The sequence below is a fragment of the Porphyromonas sp. COT-108 OH1349 genome (assembly GCF_000768755.1).
In the GTDB taxonomy this organism is placed as follows: Bacteria; Bacteroidota; Bacteroidia; order Bacteroidales; family Porphyromonadaceae; genus Porphyromonas_A; species Porphyromonas_A canoris.
The window spans coordinates 94,753-117,776 of record NZ_JRAH01000013.1; the positions used below are offsets into that span (position 1 = coordinate 94,753).

Below are 23,024 nucleotides of genomic sequence, written 5' to 3' on the forward strand. Positions count from 1 at the left end.
AGCAATAGATTTTCTATATCTTTGCCGAAAGTTGATTGTATTACTAAAGTGCACTATCGGTGCATCTATGTTGAATCTTTTATAACAAAAATGAAAATGAAAAAGTATGTTTGCCAGCCTTGCGACTGGGTTTATGATCCGGAGATAGGTGATCCTGACGGAGGTATCGCTCCAGGCACTCCTTTTGAAGATATTCCCGATGATTGGGTATGTCCTATCTGTGGAGCCGAAAAGAGCGACTTCAGACCTCTTGAAGACTGATACAAGGCTTTGTAGAGCTTATCGGAGAGAACCTAATGCTGCTTTCCGATGAGCTTTTAGAAGCTCGATACAAAAAGCCCCATCTTATACTTCTTGTACCTTGTGTACATCCGACAGAGAAGCGTAAGATGGGGTTTTTATATATAGTCCGAATCTCGAAAGGCTGTTTGGAACAGAGGATAAAGCGGTATAAAAGAGTGGCTATACCTGTTAAATAGTTCCGCTAAACCTATCGACAACTTTCATTCAAAGCGCGATTGGTGAAAACCGACTCTTGATTTTTATAAATCAAGCCCTGAACCGCACAAATCAAATCTTGAACCACACCAATCAAGCCTCGATTTCTCATTTCATAAAGCATCAGAGAAGCTTTTTATCCCGTTCAGGAGATGTTGTAAAAGCATTCGGACGCATTTCTTTCCACACAACACGTCAGATGTCATGGCGTTAGAGTCCCTCCGGGAAGCAGGAAAAAGGAGCGTTTATTCGGGTGCAACAAGAGAGCGTTGCACTCTGAGATGGATGTAGAAGAGGGTTAGCCCTTTGAGTGTAGTGGAGATCGCTATGGCGTACCATAAGCCCTCTATGCTCGGATAGAAGTAGAGAATGGTATATGCCAACGGGATACGGACAAGATTGCCAAAGATACTCACGGCGGCAGGTATCGTGCTTCGCCCGATGCCGTGAAAGAATCCCTGCGTTGTGATTTCCAGCATAATGAAGAGCTGCGAGAAGCCGTTGATCCTCAGATAGACCCCTCCGGCAATGTACGCAACAGGGTCGGGGACTATTATCGCAAAGATCTCTTCTCCGAAGAAGACGTACAGAATGGTGGTGAACACCCCGAACAGGGAGGTTATGATCAGTGTGGAGCGGAACGCTTTTTTCACTCTATCCATCGCCTGAGCCGCATAATTTTGGGAGATAAATGCCCCCAAAGCGGTAGAGAAGCCTTGTGCCGTGTTCCAAGTGATACCCTCGATCTGTCCGCCGGAAGTGATGGAGAGAACCCCTATATGCCCTGCCGTAAGAGAGGCAATGCGACCCATATACATGTTGATGAAGGCAAACAGCGCACTCTGAGCCGATGGAGGAGCTCCTATCTTAATGATGCGCCGGCAGGTTTCCCACTTCAGCTTGGTGACGAAAGGGAAGCGTCCGAGCAAGTGATCCCGCTCGCGGAGGAAGTAGTAGAAGAGAACCCAAACCAAGATCTCGGAAATGATGGTGGCATAAGCCGCTCCATCGGTCTTGAGATCGAGTACAAAGATGAATATCGGGTCTAAAATGATGTTCGCTATAAGCCCTATGGAGTTGATCATGAACGGACGTTTGCTGTGTCCGCAAGCGTTGTAAGCACCGGTAAAGGCATACGTCATGAAGAAAAACGGAAATCCGAGAGAGTATATCCTCATGTACTCGGCAGCCGTCCGGGCTATGCTGTCTCCGAGAGTGTATATGGATAGAAGGGGGGGAGTGAAGAGAAGGAAGAGAATCGTTACCAACGCTCCCGACAAGAAAGCTATGGTACTGTTCGTAGAGGCGTAGTGAGAGGCGGTTTTGAACTCCTTTTTGCCAAGGAAGTAAGCTATCGTGATTTCGCTTCCGACCTTTGTCAGCAGTCCCAAAGAGCCTGCCAGCCAACCATAGAGAGCCACAGCCCCGACAGCAGATACTGCTTCGCTGCTGAGACGCCCCAGCCAAGCCATGTCCGTAAAGTTGTAGAGCATCTGTACGAAAGATGTACCCAATATGGGTAGAGCCAAACGTACGATTTGTGAAGCGATATTGTCTCCGGTTGTGAGATCTTTCTCTTTTAGCTTGCTCGGACCAGACATTCTCTCTTGCAATGTTAGGAATAACTGTAGAACAGGCGGCTCTGACCATCGGAGCCGGAAAAGCATCACGGCAAAAGGGCTTTGCCAAATAGCTCGTTCTATATGCGGATGCAAAGATAATGCTTAACTTTGGAATATGGACAAGAAGACTATTCTCCTTACGGGTGGAGCCGGATTTATCGGATCCAATTTTCTGCACTACATGATACCCAAATATCCGGGGTATCATTTTGTATGTTTGGATCTTCTCACCTATGCAGGAAATTTACAGAACATAGAGCCGCTGTTGCAGCAGCCCAATCTCACTTTCGTACATGGAAGTATAGAGGATGCTTCGCTGCTTGACAGCTTGTTTGACCGGTACGGCATCACTCATGTGGTGAATATGGCTGCCGAAAGCCATGTAGACAGAAGTATTCATGACCCGTTGGCATTCGTCCGGACAAATGTTCTGGGAACGGTAACGCTTCTGAACGCCGCTCGCAAAGCGTGGAAAGATATTAAGGATGCTTCCCGTCTCTTTCTGCACGTCTCCACAGATGAGGTTTACGGCTCGCTGTTGCCGTCGGATCCTGCTTTTTCGGAGGAGAACAGGTATGAGCCTCACTCTCCTTACTCTGCCAGCAAAGCCTCTTCCGACCATTTCGTCCGTGCTTATGCAGACACTTATGGTCTGCCTGTGGCAATATCCAATTGCAGTAACAACTACGGACCATACCAGTTTCCGGAAAAGCTTATCCCCCTTGTGATCAATAACATTGTCGAGCAGAAGAAGATCCCTGTCTATGGTGACGGACAGCAGATAAGGGATTGGCTCTTTGTGGTGGATCATGTCAAGGCGTTGGACTTGATACTGCACAGCGCAAAACCCGGAAGTACATACAACATCGGCGGAGGGAATGAAAAGACCAACATAGAGCTGGTTCGGCTTCTTGTTGCTCTGGTCGATCGTAAGCTCGGAAGAGCAGAGGGTGAGTCGCTCGGCTTGATTACTCACGTCCCCGACAGGTTGGGGCACGATACCAGATATGCAATAGACTCCTCAAAGCTGCAAAGAGAGCTGGGGTGGAGTGCTTCCGTCTCTTTCGAGGAAGCCATCGCCTATACGGTGGAGTGGTATCTGGAGCAGACCGAATGGCTACGCAACATAACATCCGGAGAGTATCAGAACTATATCCGACGAATGTACGGAGATCACATATAGTAGGTGGGCGAACCTTCGCACGCAATACAACAAAGGGGTGTACCAAGTCCGAGACTCGGTACACCCCTTTGGTATATAAAAAAGCCACGCCGGAGGATAACGTAAAAACTCCGAAAGATAGGATTTGAGGGCAGTAAACGCTTTGTAATCCGCTGTTATCATTGCAAGCAATGCCCGAAGGTGCGGCCCGCCATTACGATATACTGCTTATCTCGGAATTTGTAATAATTGATGAGTTTCCCGATCGCCCGACGCAGCTTATATTTTACCCCTAAGGGTTTATCTATGACCTCTTTGTACTACAAAATTACTTTTTCTTTCCCGGAAATGCAAGAATCATGCGATATTCTTTGCATTCGCTTGATCACTCGGTATAGAGGGAACATCAATATTATAGCCGCCACGACCAGTAGAGAGTAGTAGAGGAGAGGCTGTTCCGGTAGAGGTGAGAAGTCGAAATCTTCCGGTAAAGTATAGAGAGCCATCCATGCGATAAAGTTATTGATGGCATGCACCAGAATGGCAAGGAGCAGAGAACCGTACACAGCCGTATAGCCCGCAACGGCTCCGAGTAATATACGAGAGAGGAAACCTACATATTCGAGATGCCCGATGCTGAAAATGACAGCCGTAACCCAGACAGCCATGTGTACTCTTCCGCTCTTTTTATATAAGTAACCCTGCAATATCCCTCTGAAGAAGAACTCTTCTCCCACTGCTGCCAGTACTACAATGAGTACAAAAAACATAATATGATCCACGGCAAAAGGGCTCTTCTTGGCCGCTGATGCCATTTCGGAGATCAGCTTATTCGGCTCCGATAAAAACTCTTGTATGGCTTTAAGCGATTCGGGAATAGGGATCTTCTCTATCGTTTGAGCCAGAAGAGTGGATATAATAATCGTTAAGGCTATGGCGGCGATTACCGTCCGAAGCATCCCCTTTTTCTGTTCATGCTTGGCGGTGAATATCTTATTGCCATAGCCTTTAAGGTGAAGATAGTTCAGGGCAATTGCGGGCAAAAGGAAAGAACCGATAGCTACAATGATATTGTCCAACAGGGTTGAGGTTATACTCGCCATGAGTATAAAATCCAGCCCGACTATGAGTGGAGCAGCGAGGAAAGTAAGTATCAGATAAACTCCTACAAGTGTAACCAATGCCACCCATACGGGTGCAAGGTTTTTGTTTTTCGGGTAAGGAGTGGGAGGATAAATGGTATAAAGATGTTCTTCTTGCTGAATAGGAAGTTGTTCATCCGGGTTAATACCAGGATTCTGCGGTGTTGAATTTTGGGGTGTCACTCTGTTTATATTTTAGATCTTGTAATAGACTTGATTTTACTTGAATGGTAAAGTTGTACGATTTATACGGCCCTATCGGAATGAAACTTGCTGTAAGCGACCAACAGTGAAGGTCTCTCGTGATGTTGCAAGACATGTTGGTGATCTTCTTCAACTCGAAATTGTAGTTCGCCGAGAAGTTGAAGTTCCAGTTCTTGGTCGGGTTAAACTGTCCGTTAAGCGAGAGGTCGTGCCGGAGTTGATACTTAAACTCTTTGATCCGAGTATCGAACTCGTTGCTGTAACCGAGGCTGATGGAGTAGTTGAAGCCGAGATTCCACTTCATATCACTCTTCAGATAGCCGTTGGAGTCGTATTCGCCCAGATCGTTGGAGCGTGATCGCTTGAGAGAACCATCCTGTTCCTGACCTCGACCCATACCCGATCCCATGCTGTCCATACCGCTTTCACGGGAGCTCGAACTGCCGCTCTCTCCCTTTTTATCTCCGTCATCTTTGTCCTTTTTCTTGCCGGAGAAGAAGTCGGCAATACTTTTGAACGTATCCTGATTCAGGTTGTAAGAGAACGAAGTACTGGTTCCCCTGAAACGCCCAAAGCCTTTACCATTGAGGATACGTAGCTTATTCGTCTTGTACGGACGGATATTATCTCCATTCTTTTCATAGTCGTAGAGATAAGTCTCAAAGCTACCACCGAGACGGAGAGCTATGGTATTTGTAAACCTTAAAGCTATTGAGGCATTGATGTCGCTCCAGTTTAGCGAATCCGCTGCCATATTATAACTTATTCCGGTAGACAGGTTATCTATGATGCTTCGTTTATAGAAAGAGGTGGAGTCTTTGCTGTCTCGCAGTTTCGCTTCAATATTTTGAGAGAGATTGAAACTTATGCCTCCGAACTTTCCTCTATTGGGAACACCCTGTCCTTCAAATGGCGAATAAAACTCCTCCATCTGCTTACCATCCGGAGTCTGATAGCGTATAGGTTTCCAAAATCCAAAGAACGGATCTCCGAAATCCGGGTGCCAGGAGAAAGAGATAGAGGGTTCGAGCCTGTGCCGTATCATATCCAGCTTTTTGCCCAAGAACGGAAGAGGCTTCCAAAATCCGTATATCGTTGTGGAGGCGGATATCGAAGTGTTGAAGTCGTAAACACGATTGAAACCATACGTTGTATCGGATACCACGACACGTTGTTTAGCCGGATCGAATGCTTTTTCTATCCTTCTTGTAAACCAACGCTCCTTATAGCTGAAGGAGGGACTGATCTTAATGTAATCGAACAAGTCGAATGATGCACTTATCGGAATGGAATGCTCGAAGCTGTTGTTCCAATCCTTCACCAGGCTGGACTGGAACAGTTTATTCTCCTTCGTGGTGATCGAGTTGCGTATGCGACCATCGTAAGAGAGCTGAATCTTTTCGTACCAACGTTCTTTCCCTATCGGCTTTTTGCGCTTGAACGGATAGATACGGCTCATACTTATGGATATGTTGGGCAGTGTAAGCGATATGGTACTGTCCTGCGAGCGTTGAGCAATATCCATAGACCCGCTTATGGTGATGGGACTATTGGGAAAACGTTGCGTGAAACTGATACTGGAGCTTTTCGTATTCTCTCCCATTCTTGCCTGATTATACAGCGCATCCAGATTGTTATGGTTATAGGTGGAGGTCGAGAAGTTGACGTTTGCACTCAGTGTACGGTATGGATTCGCTTTGGCATCCTGTCTGTGCTGCCAAGATATACGGAAGTTGTTGATCTTGTTATAGTCTCCTGAGAGCTTGTCTCCACGTACGGTGTTGAGATAGCTTGCGTCGAAGCTGCCGGAGTATCTGTATCGCTTGGCATAGTTGGACTGTGCATTCACAGCCCAAGAGCCTAACGAGTAGATGTCTCCCGTTACTTGGAGATCCACGTAATCGTTGATAGCCCAGTAGTATCCCCCGTTTCGCATATAGAATCCAAGCTCTGAGTCTTCTCCCGGAGAGGGCATGATGATACCGCTTGCATACGATTTGGAGAACGGGAAGAACCCGAACGGAAGAAACAGCGGAAGCGGAACGTCTGCGATGACAAGGTACAACGGTCCGGAGATGAGGTTCTTCTGAGGTCTCACTTTGGAGTTTGTGATGGAGACGTAGAAGTGAGGATGGTCATGATTGTCGCAGGTTGTGTACTCTGCTCCCTGCATGAACATACTGCCGTCTTCCCGCTTCTTGGTTTTCTTTGCGATGATGAAGCCTTCGCCTTGTTGGGTTACGATGTCTGTCGTGTACCCTTTTTTGCTACGGAAGTTGTAGTTCATTGTCTTGGCTTCATAGTTCTGCTCGCCATCTTTGAACTTAGGATAGTTGATCTCCGTATTGGTTTTCACGGAGTCGGGAACGTCTCTGTACGTGGCGTAGACCGAGGCACTGTCCATGAGCATACGGATATAGTCTCCGGTTAGCTCCTGTTCGGTGTATTTCACCTGCGCGTTACCGTACAGACGAGCCATGTTCTTTTTAGGAAATACTATCGTGGAGTCCGATGCCTCAAACTCTATCGGAGCCGTGAATGTCTCTTCGGACTGCTCGGTGGTATCGGATGGAGCACTCTGCGGACGAGGTCCTCTCTTCTTTCGGGTAGATACGGCTTTCCCGGCTGCCACGCTATCTTTTTTCTCTTTAGCCGATGATCCCGTGCTATCTTTTGCCACAGAGATCTTCGGGAGGCTGTCTTTCGGAGCGGTCTGCCGTGCAGAGGAGTCGCCTTCTATGGCTTTAACGGGCAGAGAGTCCGCTTTGCGAGCCGTGATCTTTGCCATTGTGTCCTCCTGCTTTACACTATCTTCCCAGCGATAGGATGTATAAGGCCTGCCCTCTTTTCCCTTTGCTCCTCTTGCCGGAATGGAGAGAAGCGTAAGAGCGAGGACTATACAACCTACCAAGATGATATATGGTGTGCCTTTGTTCATGGGTAACCTTGTGCTGCCGTATAAAGATGCAACCACAAAAGTAGGAAAAAAAAGTGTCTCCTCCTACGGTTATCCTCTGAGGGATAAATTGTACCTTTGTTCCTGCGATAAGACATTGGGTGCGAGATATCGTGAGATAGCTCCGGGGCGCAATGGGTTATATATGGAAACCAAAGGGTGTACGACGCACCCGGCAATATATCAAAGCGATGAAGAAGATTATAGAACCTCCGTTTACGGACGCTCTTCTGGCATCCCTGAAAGCAGGAGAGATGTACTACATTACAGGGACTATTTACACGGCACGCGATGCTGCTCATCAGCGTTTATGCGAGATGATAGATCGGGGAGAAGATATGCCGTTCGACTTTAACGGGCAAGCCGTCTACTATGCAGGTCCATGTCCTGCCAAGCCGGGGCAGCCGATCGGTTCGGTAGGTCCTACCACCGGCGGACGTATGGATGCTTACTCTCCACTCCTGATCTCCAAAGGTCTCAAGGTGATGATAGGCAAAGGATCTCGTCATCACTCTGTGGTGGATGCCATGAAGAAGTATACCGGTGTCTATTTCGCTGCAATAGGCGGTGCGGCTGCACTGATGGGAAAGAGTGTAAAGAGTGCCAAAGTGATTGCCTTTGAAGATCTCGGACCGGAAGCCATTAGAGAACTTTACGTGGAAGAGCTTCCCGTGATAGTGGCAATAGACTCTCGTGGCAACAACAGCTACGAGCAGGGAATGGCAGAATATGCACAAGAGTAACCCTACGAGCCGAAAGATTTAAGGCAATACGGATCCCCGAAAAGTGAGTGTGATTTCTCCTTTTCGGGGATCTTATTTTTATATATTCCATCCCGAAAAATGCTCACTTTTTTCTCGCTCTCTATCTTGCTCGGAAGGGGTGTTTTCAGAGCGCGACCGAACTGTTAAATTTGCCCTATTTTATTAATATAAATTTCGATACTTGTTAAGCAAAAAAGCTAAACGAGCATATTCTTTCGGCTTAACGTGTTTAATTTTTCAATGAACACGTTTACCGATTTCATTAAACACGTTTACCGGATTCGATTAACGTGTGAAACCGATCGAGAGGAGAGTTGTGCCCGAAAACGAGATTTTTATATCCTACTGATTGTTAGTGTGTTGCTCTTTTCTCTCATCGGAGTGGCTTGAAAACGGATTTGACAACCAGCATCATCCGGCAACTTTCCCGGACTCCATTTTTATATAAAACATCCCATCCCTACTCCCATCCTTTTTGCCGGAAAAAGGAGTAGATTCGGAGAGAAAATATGGTGGTCTGGGTGTGCCGAAAAAAGCATTTTTGCCTTTAACCATTGGGGCTGAAATAGAGAGTGGCAACAACTAAAGCATCCGATGGCAGGGATGGAAGGTCAAATAATAGCGAAAAAGCAGAATATCAGGGCACTAATATTTGGAGGAATGGTGGAGTATTTATAAATTAGCACTTGTGTTCTAACAATAGCTTAAACAAAGAATGAAAAAAGAGAGAGAGGCAAAGCAAAGAAATATTTTCACTCGCGTGTATCGGTTTTATGTGGATGGGTTCCGAAACATGACCTTAGGCAAGACCCTGTGGATGATTATCGGAATCAAGCTGTTCATCATGTTTTTTGTGCTTAAACTGTTTTTCTTCCCCAATTATCTATCCGGAAAAGCAGAGACTCCTGAGGAAAAAGCCAAGTTTGTAACCGAAGAGGTTATCAACAGACGGTGATGATGACACGGAATCAGAAGGACTAATAGTAATCAATTTAATATATTTTAATTTATGGAAATGATAGACACATCATTGATAGACTGGTCAAGGGCTCAGTTTGCTCTTACTGCCATTTATCACTGGTTGTTTGTTCCGCTCACTTTGGGTATGGGTGTTGTCATGGCTATTGCCGAGACGAAGTATTACAGAAGCGGAGACAACTTTTGGAAAGAAACCGCCAAGTTTTGGCAAAAAATCTTTGGAATCAATTTCGCTATCGGGGTTGCTACCGGGCTTATCCTGGAATTTCAGTTCGGTACAAACTGGAGCAACTATTCTTGGCTCGTAGGAGACATCTTCGGAGCGCCTTTGGCTATTGAAGGGATCTTTGCTTTCTTCATGGAAGCTACCTTTATTGCCGTTATGTTCTTCGGTTGGGACAAGGTCTCCAAGCGGTTTCACCTCGCTTCCACATGGCTTACCATCATAGGAGCAACGCTCTCCGCCTACTGGATTTTGGTGGCTAATGCCTGGATGCAATACCCTGTGGGGATGCACTTCAATCCCGATACTTTCCGCAATGAGATGCTCGACTTCTGGGCTGTGGCACTTTCGCCTGTTGCAGTGTTCAAGTTCTTGCACACCGTTATATCTTCCTGGATATTGGGTGCTATTGTTGTAGTGGGTATTTCGGGCTGGTATCTTCTTCGCAAGCGTCAGCAACGTTTTGCGATAGAGAGCATCCGCATCGCTTCGTGGTTCGGTTCATTGGCTGTGATTCTTACCGTTATCACCGGTCATACATCCGCTGTTCAGGTCGGAACATACCAGCCGATGAAGTTGGCAGCCATGGAAAACTATTATGAAGGTCGTACCGAAGCGCCTCTCAGTGCCGTTGGAATCGTAAATCCGAACAAGAAAGCTTATAACGATAATGTGGATCCCTTCCTTTTCAATATAGAGATACCTTACGGACTCTCCATTCTCGGTACACATACTGCTTCCGGCTACGTTCCGGGCATTAAGGATATTATAGAAGGATATACCTCCAACACCGGAGAGGTGATCCCGTCCGCGGCAGAACGTATAGAGAGAGGCAAGATGGCTATCACCGCTTTGGCTCACTACAAAGAGGCAAAAGCAAAGCGTGATGATGCCGCTGCGGCAGAGCATAGAGCTGTTTTGGAAGAGAACTTCAAGCATTTCGGATATGGCTATTTCGACTCTCCGAGTGAGCTTATCCCACATGTTCCGTTGTTGTATTACAGCTTCCGTGTGATGGTAACACTCGGATTTGTGTTCCTGTTGCTGTTTGCATTCTCTTTGTGGATGATTCGGAAGAATCGTTTGCAGCATGTGAAGTGGTACGGATACGCAGCCATCATTTCCGTTCCTTTGGTTTATCTCTGCTCTCAAGCAGGATGGATCGTAGCCGAACTGGGAAGACAGCCTTGGGCGATACAGGATATCTTGCCGGTGAAAGCCGCAGTATCCAAACTCTCTACCACATCTGTTCAGGTTACGTTTACGCTCTTCCTTGTCCTTTTCAGTATCTTGCTCATTGCCGAACTCGGTATCATGTTCAAGGCGATAAAGCAAGGACCAAACTTGGAAGATAAGCAAGAGAACAAGTAAACCCTATCGTATCATTCAGAAAAAAGGACTAATATGGATTCTTATATATTTCTTCAACACTATTGGTGGCTTGTAATCTCGCTTCTTGCAGCACTTCTTGTCTTCCTTATGTTCGTTCAAGGTGGGCAGTCGTTCATATTCACGATAGGCAAAGAACCTATCAACAGACGTATGCTGATTAACTCTGTCGGACGCAAGTGGGAGTTTACATTTACTACGTTGGTAACTTTCGGAGGAGCGTTTTTTGCCTCTTTCCCTCTGTTCTACTCCACAAGTTTTGGTGGTGCGTATTGGGTTTGGAGTCTCATCTTGCTCTGTTTTGTGATTCAGGCGGTATCGTATGAGTATCAGAACAAGCGGGGTAATGTCTGGGGATCTAAGACTTTCCAGATCTTCCTGTTCATCAATGGCGTTATGGGACCATTGCTTATCGGTACTGCTGTGGGTACATTCTTTACCGGAGCAAACTTTATAGTGGAAAAGGGTAATCTTGTTAATATCGGTAACTCGACCATTTCCTACTGGACCAATAGCTTTCATGGAATAGAGGCGATCTGGAGTTCCCCATGGAATATCATCCTTGGTATTGCGGTGCTGTTCCTTTCACGCGTTACGGGATTGCTTTATTTCATCAACAATATCGACGATGACGCTCTCCGTGCTCGTGCTCGCAAGAGCATCTTGCCCAATGCAGTCATCTTCCTTGCCACGTTCCTTGCATTCCTTGCATTCCTTCTTACAACGACAGGATGGGCTGTGGATCCGACGACGGGAGTTGTTAAACCCGAAGAGTATAAGTATCTTCACAACCTGTTGGACCTACCTGCCTTGATCGTTGCTCTCCTTATCGGAGTGGTCTTGGTGCTTTACGGCATCGGTCGTTCTGCACTTGATAAGAGCTTCAACAAGGGTATCTGGTATCAGGGAGTGGGTGTGGTGCTGACGGTGCTCGTTCTTTTCTTGCTTGCCGGATGGAACAATACAGCCTATTATCCCTCTTTGGCGAATCGTCAAAGCTCGCTTCATTTGGGCAATAGTTCGTCATCGGAGTTCACTCTGAAAGTGATGGCTTATGTTTCCATAGCGGTTCCTTTTGTCTTTGCGTACATCTTCTACGCATGGAGACAGCTGGACTTCCACAAGATCACAAAGGATGAGATGAAAGACAAAGACGCTCATATCTATTGATGTTGAAACAGTAAACGTTTAAGTTTTTTACCAAGCAGGGAATATGCAGACCGCTGTATATTCCCACTTAACTTTTATACCGATAATATCATGAAGAAATTAGTCTTGTGGGTATCACTGATGTTGATCCCCATGTTCGGGAGCAGTATAATGCCTCTTGCGGCACAAGTGCAGGAGACAACCCGTGAAAAGAGTATGGAAAAGCCGGAAAGAAGCCTCAAGTGGAAGGTTGCCATCGGTCGTTTTTCCAATGAAACGCAGTACGGCAAGGGCATCTTCTACAATCGTGAGAACGATCCCATGGCGAAGCAAGCGCTCGACATCCTCAGCACAAAGCTCACGGCTTCCGAAAAGTTCATCTTACTCGAACGCTCCGATATAGACAAAGTGCAGGCGGAGATAGAGAAGGGAAACATCTCTCATAAGATTGGGGCGGACTATCTGATACTTGGTTCCATCACGGAGTTTGGTCGTAAAGTAACCGGTAAAGATGGGGTGTTTTCCAACGAAAAGAGTCAGATCGTGGAGGCAGGCGTAAGTATCAGGATTGTGGACGTCTCCACAGGAATGGTGATCTACTCCGAAGAGGGCAAGGGGTACGCAGAAACCACAGCCAAGACCACGCTCGGATTTGGAGGGAAAGCCGGATACGATGCCACTCTTAGCGACAAGGCAATATCCGGAGCCATAGATCAGTTGGTCGAGAACATCATCAACAAGTGTACCGATAAGCCTTGGAAGACCTATCTCATCAGTGCGGACAACGAAGCCATCGTTATTGCCGGCGGAGCTTCTCAGGGTCTGAAGGTGAACGATAAGTTTGATGTCTATACTCGTGGTAAGAGAGTCAAGAACCCTCAAACGGGTGTGGAGTTCGAGCTTCCGGGCAAGAAGACAGCCGTTATAAAGGTGGAGATGGTTGCAGGAGATACGCCGATGACGGAGTTTGCCATTGTAACCATCGTGGAGGGCGCATTCGACTTCAACTCCCTCGATAAATATTACGTTCAGGAACAGGATAAAGAGTAAATATCAAAGATGATGAAAAGTATAAGACTTCTTTTTGCCACTCTTTTCGTAGCAGTGGCAGCATTGGGTTTATCGGGTTGCGGCTCTACCTCTTCCATACATGGCGGACGTGCCGATGTGGCATACGTCGTGGTGGCTGCGGCTCAAAACTATGTGGGAGAGACGGTTGTTGTAGAGGTGGATGGCGTTCACGTGGGCAATGTCGAGGTTCTCAAAGAGAAGCACGTGGGCAAGAAAAAAGCCGGAATAGCCATCAAGCCCGGAAGACACACGTTGGTGTTGCGTGCACTTTCTTCCGGCAGGGTGATCAAAGAGCTTCAAATCTTTGTTTCAGCCCAAAGCTCCAAGACCGTATTGCTCCCTTAATCTCCGCCGAACGAAATGAAGACAAAGAAAATGCCGGCTCTCATGGCAGGCGTGGCAGGAACGGTGCTTCTGCTATCCTCTTGCGAGGCATCGAGAGCCCTTTACAGCTGGTACTCTTATGAGGATGCCTCTTACAGGGCAATGAAGACACGCTCCGAAGAAGATACGAATGCCCTGATCGCAACCTACAAAAAGATCATAGAGAGACAGCTTGGATCTCGTCGGACAGTGCCGCCCGGAATATATGCTGAGTATGCTCTTGTACTCATCAAGCAGAATAAGGTGGAGGAGGGGATAGAGATGTTTGAAAAAGAGATGGAGCTATACCCGGAGAGCAAGAAGTATATAAGTAGAATCGTAGAACAGTACAAGAAGAGATGAAAAAGCATATAACCCTCTCTCCGAAGCGGATGGCAAGAGCCTCCGCACTGCTCATGATGGCTTGGCTGATGCTCTCCTGCAGCGTTACCACCACTACCAGACGCACCGCTTATCCGAAGATGTACGAAGAGCGACCTGCTTCCATCCTTATCATGCCTCCTATCAACGAGACCAATCATGTGGAAGCAAAGGAGTTTTTCTTCACCTCTCTTGCACAGCCTTTGGCAGAGAGAGGCTACTACGTATTCTCTCCATTTCTCTCGATGGAACTGCTCCAACAAGAGAGCGCAAACGATGCAGAGGTTTTTGTAGAAGGCTCCATGAAACCGTTTCTTGACTTTTTCGGAACGGATGCAGTGCTGTTCACCCGAATAAAAAAGTGGGAGAAGGCGAGTCTTCTATCTCAGATGTATGTGGAGGTGGAGTATATCTTGAAGTCCGCCAAGACGGATGAGATCATCTTCCAAAAGAGTGCCAATGTAACGGTAGACCTTAGCGTCAATTCCGGTAACGGATTGGTGGATCTGCTTGCCGGTGCTATCTCCACAGCCGTAACGGATAAGATCGTCGCTGCCAGAAAGGCAAACCGGTTTATCCTTGCCGATATGCCTTTCGGACGATACTCTCCGGAGTATGGAAAAGATGGTGATATTCCTGCAAGAGAAAAGCATATCACTGCCGTGGTGAGGTAGTAAAATTGATTGCAAATAACGTTAGCGGGTGTGGCGGATATGGTTTCTGCCACACCCGTTTTCTGTTTACGAGACCTTTTCTCTGCTCTATGGTTATAAGGTAAGCCGGAATGAAAGTTTCATTGAAGCTGTTTGGAAAACGATTTATACACTGTAAGAAGTTTTGGTAAACCTTTTCACTGCTATAAATCGAGGTCTGATTCTTGAACTTTAAGGCTTGATTTGTGGCAGTCGGCTCTTGATTTGTCCCGATCAAACCTTGGTTCCCAATTTTATACACGTTTAACACAAGAAGTAAAGCTGTATAACATAACTTCTAAAGCTGTTCGCATAGAATAGTAAACAAAAAAATCCTCCGCTCGGAAAGAGCAGAGGATTTTTTTGTTTCAGGATCGGAGCAAGAAGTATTGCCACCGATGTTATGATGTCAGACTGTGCTTACTCTACGTTCAAAGTAACGCGCTTGAAGTTTGTTACCGTAAGAGTTGCGCTTTCAGACTTAAGATACTGCTCTACAGTCTGCTTGTTGTCCTTGATATTATCTTGAGAAAGAAGAGTGTTTTCCTTGAAATACTTTTGCAGAGAACCTTCAACGATCTTGTCGATGATGTTTTCCGGCTTGCCGGACTCTATTGCCTTTTCACGAGCAATCTCTTTTTCTGTCTCAACAATCTTAGCAGGAACATCTTCTGCAGTGATACCCACAGGGTTCATTGCAGCTACCTGCATAGCGATGTTGCGTCCAACCTGGTACTCTACCTCTTCGTTGAAACCAACGATGGTAGCCAACATGTTACCCGGGTGGATGTAAGAAGATACGCCGGTAGCTTCTACAAACTCGTAGAAACCGATCTCCATCTTCTCTCCTGTAACACCGATTCTATCTGTTATATGCTCTGCAACGCTTCTACCATCGGTCATAGGAAGAGCAGCAAGTTCTTCCATTGTCTTTGGCTTATTGGTCATAGCGCAGTCGAGTATTGCTTCTGTCAGTTTAATAAACTCTTCGTTCTTAGCCACGAAGTCTGTTTCGCACTTTAGAGCAACGATAGCGGCAAAGCCTTTTTCTGTTTTAGAGAGAACGCAACCTTCCGATGCTTCTCTGTCCGAACGTTTTGCTGCCACAGCCTGACCTTTCTTTCTGATGATTTCCATCGCTTTGTCGAAGTCGTTGTTGGCTTCTTCGAGTGCCTTCTTACAGTCCATCATACCAGCACCGCTCATTTTGCGGAGCTTGGCGATATCTGCCATTGTAACTGCCATTGTCTCTTTATTATTAAGGGTTATACGTTTAAGTTTTTGTTGCGTAAGAGCATAGGGGAAGCTCTTAGCGTTATTTGAAAAAGATAGACGTACCTTTCTGTTGCTCGGTTGGCGGTAGAAAAGGTACGTCTATCATAAAGATTATTTAGTGTCTAAGTCTTGCAGCTTTGCTGCGAAAGGGTCTGAAATTACTCTTCGTCGTTGTTCTTAGCGTACTTATCTACCAAGCGAGCGTTAAGTGCTTCGCTATCTTCTTGTTTTGTGCGCTCTCTACGAGCTCCGCTACGAGTGCGTCTTTCTCTTTTTACCGGAGTTGCTTCTTCTTCGTTTTTCTCGTCTGCCTTTTCGATCTTACGCTCAAGACTTCCTTCCTTGATAGCCTCGCAAACTGCATTGAGGATAACACTGATAGAGTCTTTAGCATCGTCATTCGCGGGGATTACGTAGTCGATGTTTCCGGGATTGGAGTTAGTATCCACGATTGCAAATACAGGAATACCCAAGCGTTGAGCTTCACGTATGGCAATGTGCTCTTTAAGAACGTCTATTACAAATAGAGCGGAAGGAAGACGTCTCATGTTTGAGATAGAACCCAAAGTGCGTTCCAACTTTGCGCGTTGTCTTTCCACTTGGAGCTTTTCTCTCTTAGAAAGGTTGTCAAAGGTACCGTCCTTTGTCATCTTATCTATAGAGTCCATCTTCTTTACAGCCTTGCGGATAGTAAGGAAGTTGGTAAGCATACCGCCCGGCCATCTTTCTACTACGTATGGCATCTCTACAGACTCAGCGTATTGAGCTACGGTCTCTTTGGCTTGCTTCTTTGTGGCTACAAAAAGGATTGTTTTGCCTTGTGCAGCCATCTTTTTCAAGGCTTCAGCAGCCTCGTCTATTTTGGCAACTGTTTTGTGTAGGTCGATTATATGAATACCGTTGCGCTCCATAAAGATATAGGGCGCCATAGCAGGATTCCACTTTCTTGTGAGGTGTCCGAAGTGCGAACCTGCCTCTAATAGTTGGTCAAATGTTACTCTTGACATTGCGTTTACTTTCTTTTTGTGTTTAACACTTTCAACATGCAAGTAGATTGCCTTTCGGTCGATGTCTTGCAAGTTTAGATACTAAACGGTTGAATAAATAATTTTTGTACTGAATAGTTCGTTTTCCAAGGTTGATATTCGGAAAATGTACCGTAATATTAACGCTTGCTGAACTGGAATTTCTTACGAGCTTTAGGTTGTCCCGGTTTTTTACGTTCTACAGAACGTGGGTCGCGAGTCATGAATCCTTCTGCACGTAGTGCTGGTTTGTCTTCCGGGTTGATCTTCACCAAAGCTCTTGCGATAGCCAGACGAGCTGCTTCGCTTTGACCTTTGAAACCACCACCCTTAAGGTTGATTTTGATGTCGTACTTGTCCAGAGCCTCCAACTTAGCCAATGGCTGCTTTACTACGAATTGTAGTATAGAAGAAGGGAAATAGCGTTCCAGCTCTTTCTTGTTGATAACAATCTTTCCACTGCCTGCTTTTACGTAAACACGTGCCACTGCAGCTTTTCTACGGCCTATAGCATTTATCTGTTCCATAATTACTTAAGAGTGTTGATGTCTATGCTTTTAGGTTGTTGAGCTTGATGAGCATGCTCCTCTCCGCTATACACATAAAGGTTCTTAATAATCTTGTCGCCAAGACGGTTCTTAGGCAACATACCTTTTACTACTTTTCTGAAAAGTCTGTCCGCACCCTTATCCATGAGGCGTTTTGGAGTCGTTACTCTCTGTCCTCCCGGGTATCCGGTGTGTGATAGGTACTCTCTACCTGTCCATTTGTTTCCGGTCAGAACTACTTTGTCTGCATTGATAACGATAACGTTATCACCACAATCAACGTGTGGAGTGAAGTTCGGCTTGTACTTGCCACGCAGTAGCTTTGCTACCTTAGAGCATAGTCTTCCGAGAGATTGGCCTGTTGCATCTACAACGACCCACTCTTTTGTCACAGTTGCCTTGTTTGCAGAAATGGTCTTGAAACTTAAAGTATCCACTTTCTATAAACTTTTTTGTTGGTAAATAAAATGTTCGACCTTTGCTCTCTTGCCATCGAGCGGACACACTCATTGTGCAAATCTGCTCCGGTCTAACGGTTCATACAAAGAGACCCATAGGGTCCCGGTTGATAATAATCGGCTTGCAAATGTACGACTTTTTTTTCAATTAGCCATACGATCCTGTTCCCCTCCTTTTCTTCCTTTTTCATTCAACCTCCTCTTGCTCATTTTTATATATTCCATCCCGATCGCTTCCCCTCTCGAAATGCTCTCTCTATTTTGATTGAAGGTGGTGTTTTCAGAGGGGTGCCGAATTTGTTAAATCACCCCGTTTTATTAACATTATTTTTGACACATATTCACCCAAAACGCTAAACGAGCATATTGTTTCGGCTTAACGTGTTTAATTTTTCAATGAACACGTTTACTGATTTCATTTAATACGTTTACCGGATTCGATTAAAGTGTTTAGTCGAAATCATCAAAACGCTAAATGTCAACCGATTACCTGTTTTTACCCTAAAAAGCACCTGAAAAGGAAGATTTCTTTATTAGGAAACGTTTACAGGTTTGGGTGCTAAAATTTACACCAATTAACGCGAAAAACGCCCATGAAACGGACTGAGAAAAAATTTTTTCCGAATTCGCGATTTCTCGTATTCGGTTGAGATGTAAAGATTTAGGAGAATAAAGAAATTTTTCCGAGCTGAAACCGGTTCGGAGAAGAGGATTTCGGAGGCATTTTCAGGGAGTCCGTTTTTATATAAAAGTGCGCTCCGAAGCGCCCTTTTTTACCTCTGCTTTATGCTTTGATTGATCTCTTCGATATACTCCAAAAGTTCGTCCGCTCCTCTTAGCTTTTCGCCGGATGTGATGAAGATGGGAGGGAGGTCTTCCCAGCTTTTCAGCAGTTCGTTTTTGTAGTTCTCTATGTTTTGCCGGAGCTTGGTCTCGGAGAGTTTGTCGCTCTTTGTGAAGACGATGGAGAATGGTATGCCATGCTCGCCCATCTGCTCTATGAAAGCGATGTCTATACTCTGCGGTTCGTGACGACAGTCTATGAGGATGAAGAGATTGGTAAGATCTTCCGAGCCTAAGATGTAGCCTTCTATCAGTTTACGAAATCCCTCTCGGATGTTTTTGGGTGTCTTGGCATAGCCGTAGCCCGGAAGGTCTACGATGTAGAAGCTGTCGTTGATGTTGAAATAGTTGAGAAGCTGTGTCTTTCCGGGTTTTTGTGAAGTCTTGGCAAGCCCTTTTCTTCCGGTGAGCATATTGATCAGTGTGGACTTTCCCACATTCGATCTGCCGATGAAGGCATACTCCGGTCTGCCGTCGCTGTTGGGCGTTTGTGATGGAGCGCTGCAGCTCTTAACAAATTCTGCTGTCAAAATCTTCATATTCTCTTTCAGTTTTCTTTTATACTTCTATTTCGAGCCGGGAAGAGAGGTAACATTTTATCTCCTCCAAGTCTTCCGGAGAAAACCATACTATATCTTCTGCTTTTCTGTACCATGTCAGCTGTTTTCGGGCATAGGTTCGGGTGTTTTTCTTCATCTTTGCCACAGCCTCTTCCAATGTACATATCCCATCGAGATACTCGAATATCTCTTTATACCCGACCGTGTTCAGGGCATTGAGTGTGCGGTAGGGCAAAAGAGCTTTGACCTCGTCTACCAGTCCGCTCCGAACCATTTCGTCCACCCTCCGATTGATTCTGTCGTAGAGTTCTGCCCTGTCCCGGTTGAGCCCTATACGGATGATTCGGAAAGGGCGTTGCTTGGCACTCCGGCGATGAAACGAGGAGAAGGGGAGACCTGTGGTGAGATAGACTTCCAAGGCGTGGAGGATGCGTTTGTAGTTGTTCCGATCCACTTTGGTCAGATACTCCGGATCTGCTTTTTCGAGTTGCTTTAAGGCAAATCCGATACCCTCGTTGTCGTATCGTTCATACAGCTCTCGGCGGATGTCCGGATCTACATCGGGGATCTCGTCTATCCCGAAACAGAGTGCATCCGTGTACATCATGGAACCTCCGCAAAGGATAGCCACGGGTGTCTGCTTGAAATAAGAGGAGAGCTTCTCCATCGCCAAAGCCTCGAATGCAGAGGCACTGAAATAGTCCGTTACGCTCTTGAACCCGATGAAGTGATGCGGTACGACTGCCAACTCTTCGGGTGTGGGAGCTGCCGTGCCTATGGTCATCTCTTTGTAGATCTGGCGAGAGTCGGACGAGAATATCTCCACACCGCTCCCCAACCACTTGGCAAGGGCTATGGATAAAGCTGTTTTGCCCACTCCTGTCGGTCCTAAAAGGACGATGAGAGCAGGCAAATGTTTATCAGTAGAGCGAGTCTTCATCCAATCCGAAACCGGCTTCGTCCAGCTCGTCAAGTGATGCAAACTCGGTGCCTTCAAAGTCGTCGAACTCATCATTAAAGCCAAACTCATCTTCTCGTGATGCTTTGGCTCCCTTCTTGGTGGGTTCTTCGGCAAGAAGCGCTTCTATATCTTCGCCCTGTCGAGGAGGTTCTCCTTCGGAGCGTACCACTTTGGGCAGACCTTTTTCTTTCTCGAAGATGATCTCTCTCAGCTCTACAAAGAATGCTCTATTGCCCATCATGTCGAAGACGTACATCAGCTTTTGCTTCTCTTCAGTGAGAAGATCGTCCAGTGTGGTCTTGTCCATGAGGTAGATATCTTCTTCCGGATTCATCCTCAAATCCATGATGTGAACCTCTTTTTCTTTCTGCCACGCATCATCGCAGATGTAGAAGCAGGAGAGTTGGTCTTTTGCGTAGCCGACGCTTTCCTGTATGATGTTGCAGAGATCCGAGAACTTTGCTCCGGCTTCAATCTTTATGTCTCGTCTGAAACCGGGTACCTCGTTGGAAACTATTACAAATCTGTATATCATTGTGTATAACTCTGAAAAATCTCTTGGGAATAAAACATTAGTCCATAGCGCCTCGCACCACTCCTCGTTTGGACTCTTTTATGAAGTAGTATATGGCATCTCTTTCCGGTGTCTCCGGATACTCTTTTTCTATCGCCTCCAAAGCATCGGTGGTATTGAGTCCTTTGCTGTAAATGGTACGGTAGATGTCGTTGATGAGGAAGATCTGATCGTTGGTGAAACCTCTTCTGCGAAGTCCCACAATGTTGATACCGCAGTAGCATATCGGCTCTCGTCCGATGAGTGAGTATGGCGGGATGTCTTTGGTAACTCGGCTTCCTCCCTGGATCATCACATGACATCCGATGCGGACAAACTGATGGACGAGTACACCGCCGCTTATGATGGCATGGTCTGCCACTTCGACCTCTCCCGCAACTTGTGTCGCATTGCCGAGAATGATGTTGTTGCCCAACTCGCAGTCGTGTGCAACGTGTGAGTATGCCATGAGAAGACAGTTGCTGCCCACTTTTGTATAACCTTTGGATGCTGTCCCTCTGTTGATGGTGGCGCATTCCCTGATCACGGTATTGTCTCCAACGTGGGTGAGAGTCTCTTCTCCGACAAACTTCAAATCTTGCGGAATGCCACTGATGACGGCTCCGGGATGTATCTGACAGTTGCTGCCGATCCTTGCACCCCAGCGTACAATAGCGTGCGGATGCAGTACGGTCTTGTCTCCTATCTCTACATTATCTTCTACGATGGCGAATGGGCCTATCTCTACATCTTTTCCAAGCTTTGCATTGGGATGTACCACAGCCAGAGGGCTTATCTTTGGATTGTCCATGATTCTCTTTACTTGTTTTTTGTGATCTGGGCCATAAACTCCGCTTCAGCTACCAACTTCTCCCCGACAAAGGCAAGACCTCTCATGTTGGATATGCCTCTGCGTGGCTCGGCAAGCAGTTGAAGACGGAAAAGTAGCGTGTCTCCGGGTACGACTTTATGGCGGAACTTCACGTTGTCTATCTTCATGAAATAGGTGCTGTACTGCTCCGGTTCGGAGAGTTGTTGCAGGATAAGAAGTCCGCCAACCTGAGCCATCGCTTCTATAAGCAGGACGCCCGGCATTACAGGCTCGTCCGGGAAGTGCCCTTGGAAGAATGGTTCGTTGGATGTAACGTTCTTCACGCCCACGATGTGCATGGATCCTATCTCTATGATCTTATCTACCAGCAAGAACGGATAGCGGTGCGGAAGAAGAGCTTTCACCTCTTTGACATCGAGTAGAGGCGCTGCGTTGGGATCATATACCGGTGCTTGTGCTTCATTCAGGCGAATATCCTTGCGGATCTGCTGTGCCAAGACGTTGTTGATACTGTGTCCCGGACAGGTCGCGATCACTCTTCCCTTGATTCTTTTACCGATGAGGGAGAGGTCTCCAAGCAGATCCAGCAGTTTGTGTCTTGCCGGTTCGTTGTTGAAGACCAAAGGTTTATTGTTGATATATCCAAGGTCTGCAGCATTCTTTTTCTCTACTCCCATCAGGTCGGAGAGCGAATCCAGCTTCTCCTGAGTGAGTACCTGATCATATATTACTATGGCATTGTCGAGGTCTCCACCCTTTATGAGGTTGTTGTCCAAGAGTTGCTCTATCTCTCTTACGAACACAAATGTTCTGGCAGCCGCAATATCCTTTTCAAAGTCTGCGATAGAGTCCAAAGAGGCATACTGATTGGAGAGTATCGGAGAGTCGAAAGAGATCAGAACATTCAGTCCGAAGCTGTCGTCCGGAAGGATAATCAAAGAAGACTTGCCATCTTCGGACGATACCTCTATCTTTTTCTTCACAACATAGTAATCTCTCAGATGCTCCTGCTCAACGATACCGACCTTCTTGATTCCTTCAAGAAAATGGATGGAGCTACCGTCCAAAATCGGGAATTCAGGAGCGTTCACCTCTATCAGACAGTTATCTACCCCCATGGCATAAAGCGCAGCCATAGCGTGTTCCACCGTACTTACGTGTGCGCCGTTATCGCGTAGGACGGTGCCTCTATTGGTCTGAGCCACATTCTCAGCAAGAGCCGCAATGATCGGTTTATTCTCCAAATCGACCCGCTTTATCTTTATGCCGTGATTGTCCGGTGCGGGATGAAAGGTGATTGCAATCTCTAAACCGGTGTGAAGTCCCTTGCCGGAAAGGCTGAACGACTCTTTGAGTGTATGCTGTTTCATCTTGT

General features: G+C 46.4%; 22 protein-coding genes. 10 read left to right on the forward strand and 12 right to left on the reverse strand.

Annotated features, from left to right (window positions below):
* Positions 1-96 precede the first annotated feature (96 nt).
* Entirely contained in the window at positions 97-261 is a 165-nt protein-coding gene (gene rd, locus JT26_RS10395; protein ID WP_081966359.1) for a rubredoxin, read from the forward strand.
* Positions 262-743: 482 nt separating this feature from the next.
* Here the strand turns inward: rd and JT26_RS02390 are convergent, their stop codons facing one another.
* Positions 744-2,099 carry an MATE family efflux transporter gene (locus JT26_RS02390; RefSeq protein WP_036845653.1) on the reverse strand — a complete coding sequence of 452 codons (1,356 nt, stop codon included), beginning with the start codon at positions 2,097-2,099 and terminating at the stop codon, positions 744-746.
* 136 nt (positions 2,100-2,235) lie between these two features.
* Here JT26_RS02390 and rfbB point away from each other — a divergent pair, with 136 nt between their 5' ends.
* The gene (gene rfbB, locus JT26_RS02395; protein ID WP_036845656.1) at positions 2,236-3,303 is read left to right on the forward strand and encodes a dTDP-glucose 4,6-dehydratase; all 1,068 of its coding nucleotides are present in this window, start codon (positions 2,236-2,238) and stop codon (positions 3,301-3,303) included.
* Positions 3,304-3,602: 299 nt separating this feature from the next.
* On the opposite strand, the gene JT26_RS02400 is transcribed toward rfbB, so the two are convergent.
* Together JT26_RS02400 and JT26_RS02405 are read right to left on the reverse strand one after the other, a co-directional pair.
* Positions 3,603-4,607, reverse strand: a complete 1,005-nt coding sequence (locus JT26_RS02400; protein ID WP_036845661.1) for a CPBP family intramembrane glutamic endopeptidase — start codon at positions 4,605-4,607, stop codon at positions 3,603-3,605.
* On the reverse strand, positions 4,567-7,566 hold the full coding sequence (locus JT26_RS02405) for a putative LPS assembly protein LptD (protein WP_036845664.1): 3,000 nt from the start codon (positions 7,564-7,566) through the stop codon (positions 4,567-4,569). The genes JT26_RS02400 and JT26_RS02405 overlap by 41 nt, the downstream gene beginning before the upstream one ends.
* A 209-nt stretch (positions 7,567-7,775) precedes the next feature.
* Between JT26_RS02405 and JT26_RS02410 the strand changes: the two genes are divergently transcribed.
* From JT26_RS02410 to JT26_RS02445, 8 genes are all read left to right on the forward strand, one after another.
* The gene (locus JT26_RS02410; RefSeq protein ID WP_036845668.1) at positions 7,776-8,327 is read left to right on the forward strand and encodes a Fe-S-containing hydro-lyase; all 552 of its coding nucleotides are present in this window, start codon (positions 7,776-7,778) and stop codon (positions 8,325-8,327) included.
* A 736-nt stretch (positions 8,328-9,063) separates the two neighbouring features.
* The gene (locus JT26_RS02415) at positions 9,064-9,303 is read left to right on the forward strand and encodes a DUF4492 domain-containing protein (RefSeq protein ID WP_036791565.1); all 240 of its coding nucleotides are present in this window, start codon (positions 9,064-9,066) and stop codon (positions 9,301-9,303) included.
* A 54-nt stretch (positions 9,304-9,357) separates the two neighbouring features.
* Positions 9,358-10,920: a cytochrome ubiquinol oxidase subunit I gene (locus tag JT26_RS02420; RefSeq protein ID WP_036845672.1), complete on the forward strand. Its 1,563-nt coding sequence runs from the start codon at positions 9,358-9,360 to the stop codon at positions 10,918-10,920.
* Between the two features lie 33 nt (positions 10,921-10,953).
* Positions 10,954-12,108 carry a cytochrome d ubiquinol oxidase subunit II gene (locus JT26_RS02425; RefSeq protein ID WP_036845675.1) on the forward strand — a complete coding sequence of 385 codons (1,155 nt, stop codon included), beginning with the start codon at positions 10,954-10,956 and terminating at the stop codon, positions 12,106-12,108.
* A 90-nt stretch (positions 12,109-12,198) separates the two neighbouring features.
* Entirely contained in the window at positions 12,199-13,137 is a 939-nt protein-coding gene (locus tag JT26_RS02430; protein ID WP_036845677.1) for a CsgG/HfaB family protein, read from the forward strand.
* Positions 13,138-13,146: 9 nt separating this feature from the next.
* Positions 13,147-13,503: a hypothetical protein gene (locus tag JT26_RS02435; protein WP_036845680.1), complete on the forward strand. Its 357-nt coding sequence runs from the start codon at positions 13,147-13,149 to the stop codon at positions 13,501-13,503.
* Positions 13,504-13,518: 15 nt separating this feature from the next.
* Positions 13,519-13,884 (forward strand): DUF4810 domain-containing protein, encoded by a 366-nt coding sequence (locus JT26_RS02440; RefSeq protein WP_036845683.1) that lies wholly within the window; start codon positions 13,519-13,521, stop codon positions 13,882-13,884.
* A complete protein-coding gene (locus JT26_RS02445) occupies positions 13,881-14,576 on the forward strand; it encodes a GNA1162 family protein (protein ID WP_052079431.1) in 696 nt (231 codons plus the stop codon). Before JT26_RS02440 ends, JT26_RS02445 begins: the two co-directional genes overlap by 4 nt.
* A gap of 438 nt (positions 14,577-15,014) precedes the next feature.
* Here JT26_RS02445 and tsf read toward each other — a convergent pair whose 3' ends face one another.
* The 9 genes from tsf to JT26_RS02495 all read right to left on the reverse strand — a co-directional run bounded on the left by tsf (position 15,015) and on the right by JT26_RS02495 (position 23,019).
* Positions 15,015-15,839: a translation elongation factor Ts gene (gene tsf / locus JT26_RS02455; protein WP_036791581.1), complete on the reverse strand. Its 825-nt coding sequence runs from the start codon at positions 15,837-15,839 to the stop codon at positions 15,015-15,017.
* 188 nt (positions 15,840-16,027) lie between these two features.
* Positions 16,028-16,876 (reverse strand): 30S ribosomal protein S2, encoded by an 849-nt coding sequence (gene rpsB / locus JT26_RS02460; protein ID WP_036792721.1) that lies wholly within the window; start codon positions 16,874-16,876, stop codon positions 16,028-16,030.
* Between the two features lie 158 nt (positions 16,877-17,034).
* On the reverse strand, positions 17,035-17,421 hold the full coding sequence (gene rpsI, locus JT26_RS02465; protein WP_036791584.1) for a 30S ribosomal protein S9: 387 nt from the start codon (positions 17,419-17,421) through the stop codon (positions 17,035-17,037).
* A 2-nt stretch (positions 17,422-17,423) separates the two neighbouring features.
* Entirely contained in the window at positions 17,424-17,879 is a 456-nt protein-coding gene (rplM, locus tag JT26_RS02470) for a 50S ribosomal protein L13 (RefSeq protein WP_036791587.1), read from the reverse strand.
* A gap of 794 nt (positions 17,880-18,673) precedes the next feature.
* A complete protein-coding gene (yihA, locus tag JT26_RS02475; RefSeq protein ID WP_036845690.1) occupies positions 18,674-19,282 on the reverse strand; it encodes a ribosome biogenesis GTP-binding protein YihA/YsxC in 609 nt (202 codons plus the stop codon).
* A gap of 19 nt (positions 19,283-19,301) precedes the next feature.
* The gene (gene miaA / locus JT26_RS02480) at positions 19,302-20,243 is read right to left on the reverse strand and encodes a tRNA (adenosine(37)-N6)-dimethylallyltransferase MiaA (RefSeq protein WP_235300007.1); all 942 of its coding nucleotides are present in this window, start codon (positions 20,241-20,243) and stop codon (positions 19,302-19,304) included.
* Entirely contained in the window at positions 20,224-20,799 is a 576-nt protein-coding gene (locus tag JT26_RS02485; RefSeq protein WP_036845692.1) for a hypothetical protein, read from the reverse strand. The genes miaA and JT26_RS02485 overlap by 20 nt, the downstream gene beginning before the upstream one ends.
* 37 nt (positions 20,800-20,836) lie before the next feature.
* Positions 20,837-21,628 (reverse strand): acyl-ACP--UDP-N-acetylglucosamine O-acyltransferase, encoded by a 792-nt coding sequence (gene lpxA / locus JT26_RS02490; protein ID WP_036845695.1) that lies wholly within the window; start codon positions 21,626-21,628, stop codon positions 20,837-20,839.
* Positions 21,629-21,636: 8 nt separating this feature from the next.
* Positions 21,637-23,019, reverse strand: a complete 1,383-nt coding sequence (locus JT26_RS02495; RefSeq protein ID WP_036845698.1) for a bifunctional UDP-3-O-[3-hydroxymyristoyl] N-acetylglucosamine deacetylase/3-hydroxyacyl-ACP dehydratase — start codon at positions 23,017-23,019, stop codon at positions 21,637-21,639.
* Positions 23,020-23,024 lie beyond the last annotated feature (5 nt).

What these genes read in the sequence shown, in the direction of transcription:
- rd (WP_081966359.1), top strand. Translation starts at nt 97, where the DNA reads ATGAAAAAGTATGTTTGCCAGCCTTGCGACTGGGTTTATGATCCGGAG.
- JT26_RS02390 (WP_036845653.1), bottom strand. Translation starts at nt 2,099, where the DNA reads ATGTCTGGTCCGAGCAAGCTAAAAGAGAAAGATCTCACAACCGGAGAC.
- rfbB (WP_036845656.1), top strand. Translation starts at nt 2,236, where the DNA reads ATGGACAAGAAGACTATTCTCCTTACGGGTGGAGCCGGATTTATCGGA.
- JT26_RS02405 (WP_036845664.1), bottom strand. Translation starts at nt 7,566, where the DNA reads ATGAACAAAGGCACACCATATATCATCTTGGTAGGTTGTATAGTCCTC.
- JT26_RS02410 (WP_036845668.1), top strand. Translation starts at nt 7,776, where the DNA reads ATGAAGAAGATTATAGAACCTCCGTTTACGGACGCTCTTCTGGCATCC.
- JT26_RS02415 (WP_036791565.1), top strand. Translation starts at nt 9,064, where the DNA reads ATGAAAAAAGAGAGAGAGGCAAAGCAAAGAAATATTTTCACTCGCGTG.
- JT26_RS02420 (WP_036845672.1), top strand. Translation starts at nt 9,358, where the DNA reads ATGGAAATGATAGACACATCATTGATAGACTGGTCAAGGGCTCAGTTT.
- JT26_RS02425 (WP_036845675.1), top strand. Translation starts at nt 10,954, where the DNA reads ATGGATTCTTATATATTTCTTCAACACTATTGGTGGCTTGTAATCTCG.
- JT26_RS02430 (WP_036845677.1), top strand. Translation starts at nt 12,199, where the DNA reads ATGAAGAAATTAGTCTTGTGGGTATCACTGATGTTGATCCCCATGTTC.
- JT26_RS02435 (WP_036845680.1), top strand. Translation starts at nt 13,147, where the DNA reads ATGATGAAAAGTATAAGACTTCTTTTTGCCACTCTTTTCGTAGCAGTG.
- JT26_RS02440 (WP_036845683.1), top strand. Translation starts at nt 13,519, where the DNA reads ATGAAGACAAAGAAAATGCCGGCTCTCATGGCAGGCGTGGCAGGAACG.
- JT26_RS02445 (WP_052079431.1), top strand. Translation starts at nt 13,881, where the DNA reads ATGAAAAAGCATATAACCCTCTCTCCGAAGCGGATGGCAAGAGCCTCC.
- tsf (WP_036791581.1), bottom strand. Translation starts at nt 15,839, where the DNA reads ATGGCAGTTACAATGGCAGATATCGCCAAGCTCCGCAAAATGAGCGGT.
- rpsB (WP_036792721.1), bottom strand. Translation starts at nt 16,876, where the DNA reads ATGTCAAGAGTAACATTTGACCAACTATTAGAGGCAGGTTCGCACTTC.
- rpsI (WP_036791584.1), bottom strand. Translation starts at nt 17,421, where the DNA reads ATGGAACAGATAAATGCTATAGGCCGTAGAAAAGCTGCAGTGGCACGT.
- yihA (WP_036845690.1), bottom strand. Translation starts at nt 19,282, where the DNA reads ATGAAGATTTTGACAGCAGAATTTGTTAAGAGCTGCAGCGCTCCATCA.
- miaA (WP_235300007.1), bottom strand. Translation starts at nt 20,243, where the DNA reads ATGAAGACTCGCTCTACTGATAAACATTTGCCTGCTCTCATCGTCCTT.
- JT26_RS02485 (WP_036845692.1), bottom strand. Translation starts at nt 20,799, where the DNA reads ATGATATACAGATTTGTAATAGTTTCCAACGAGGTACCCGGTTTCAGA.
- lpxA (WP_036845695.1), bottom strand. Translation starts at nt 21,628, where the DNA reads ATGGACAATCCAAAGATAAGCCCTCTGGCTGTGGTACATCCCAATGCA.
- JT26_RS02495 (WP_036845698.1), bottom strand. Translation starts at nt 23,019, where the DNA reads ATGAAACAGCATACACTCAAAGAGTCGTTCAGCCTTTCCGGCAAGGGA.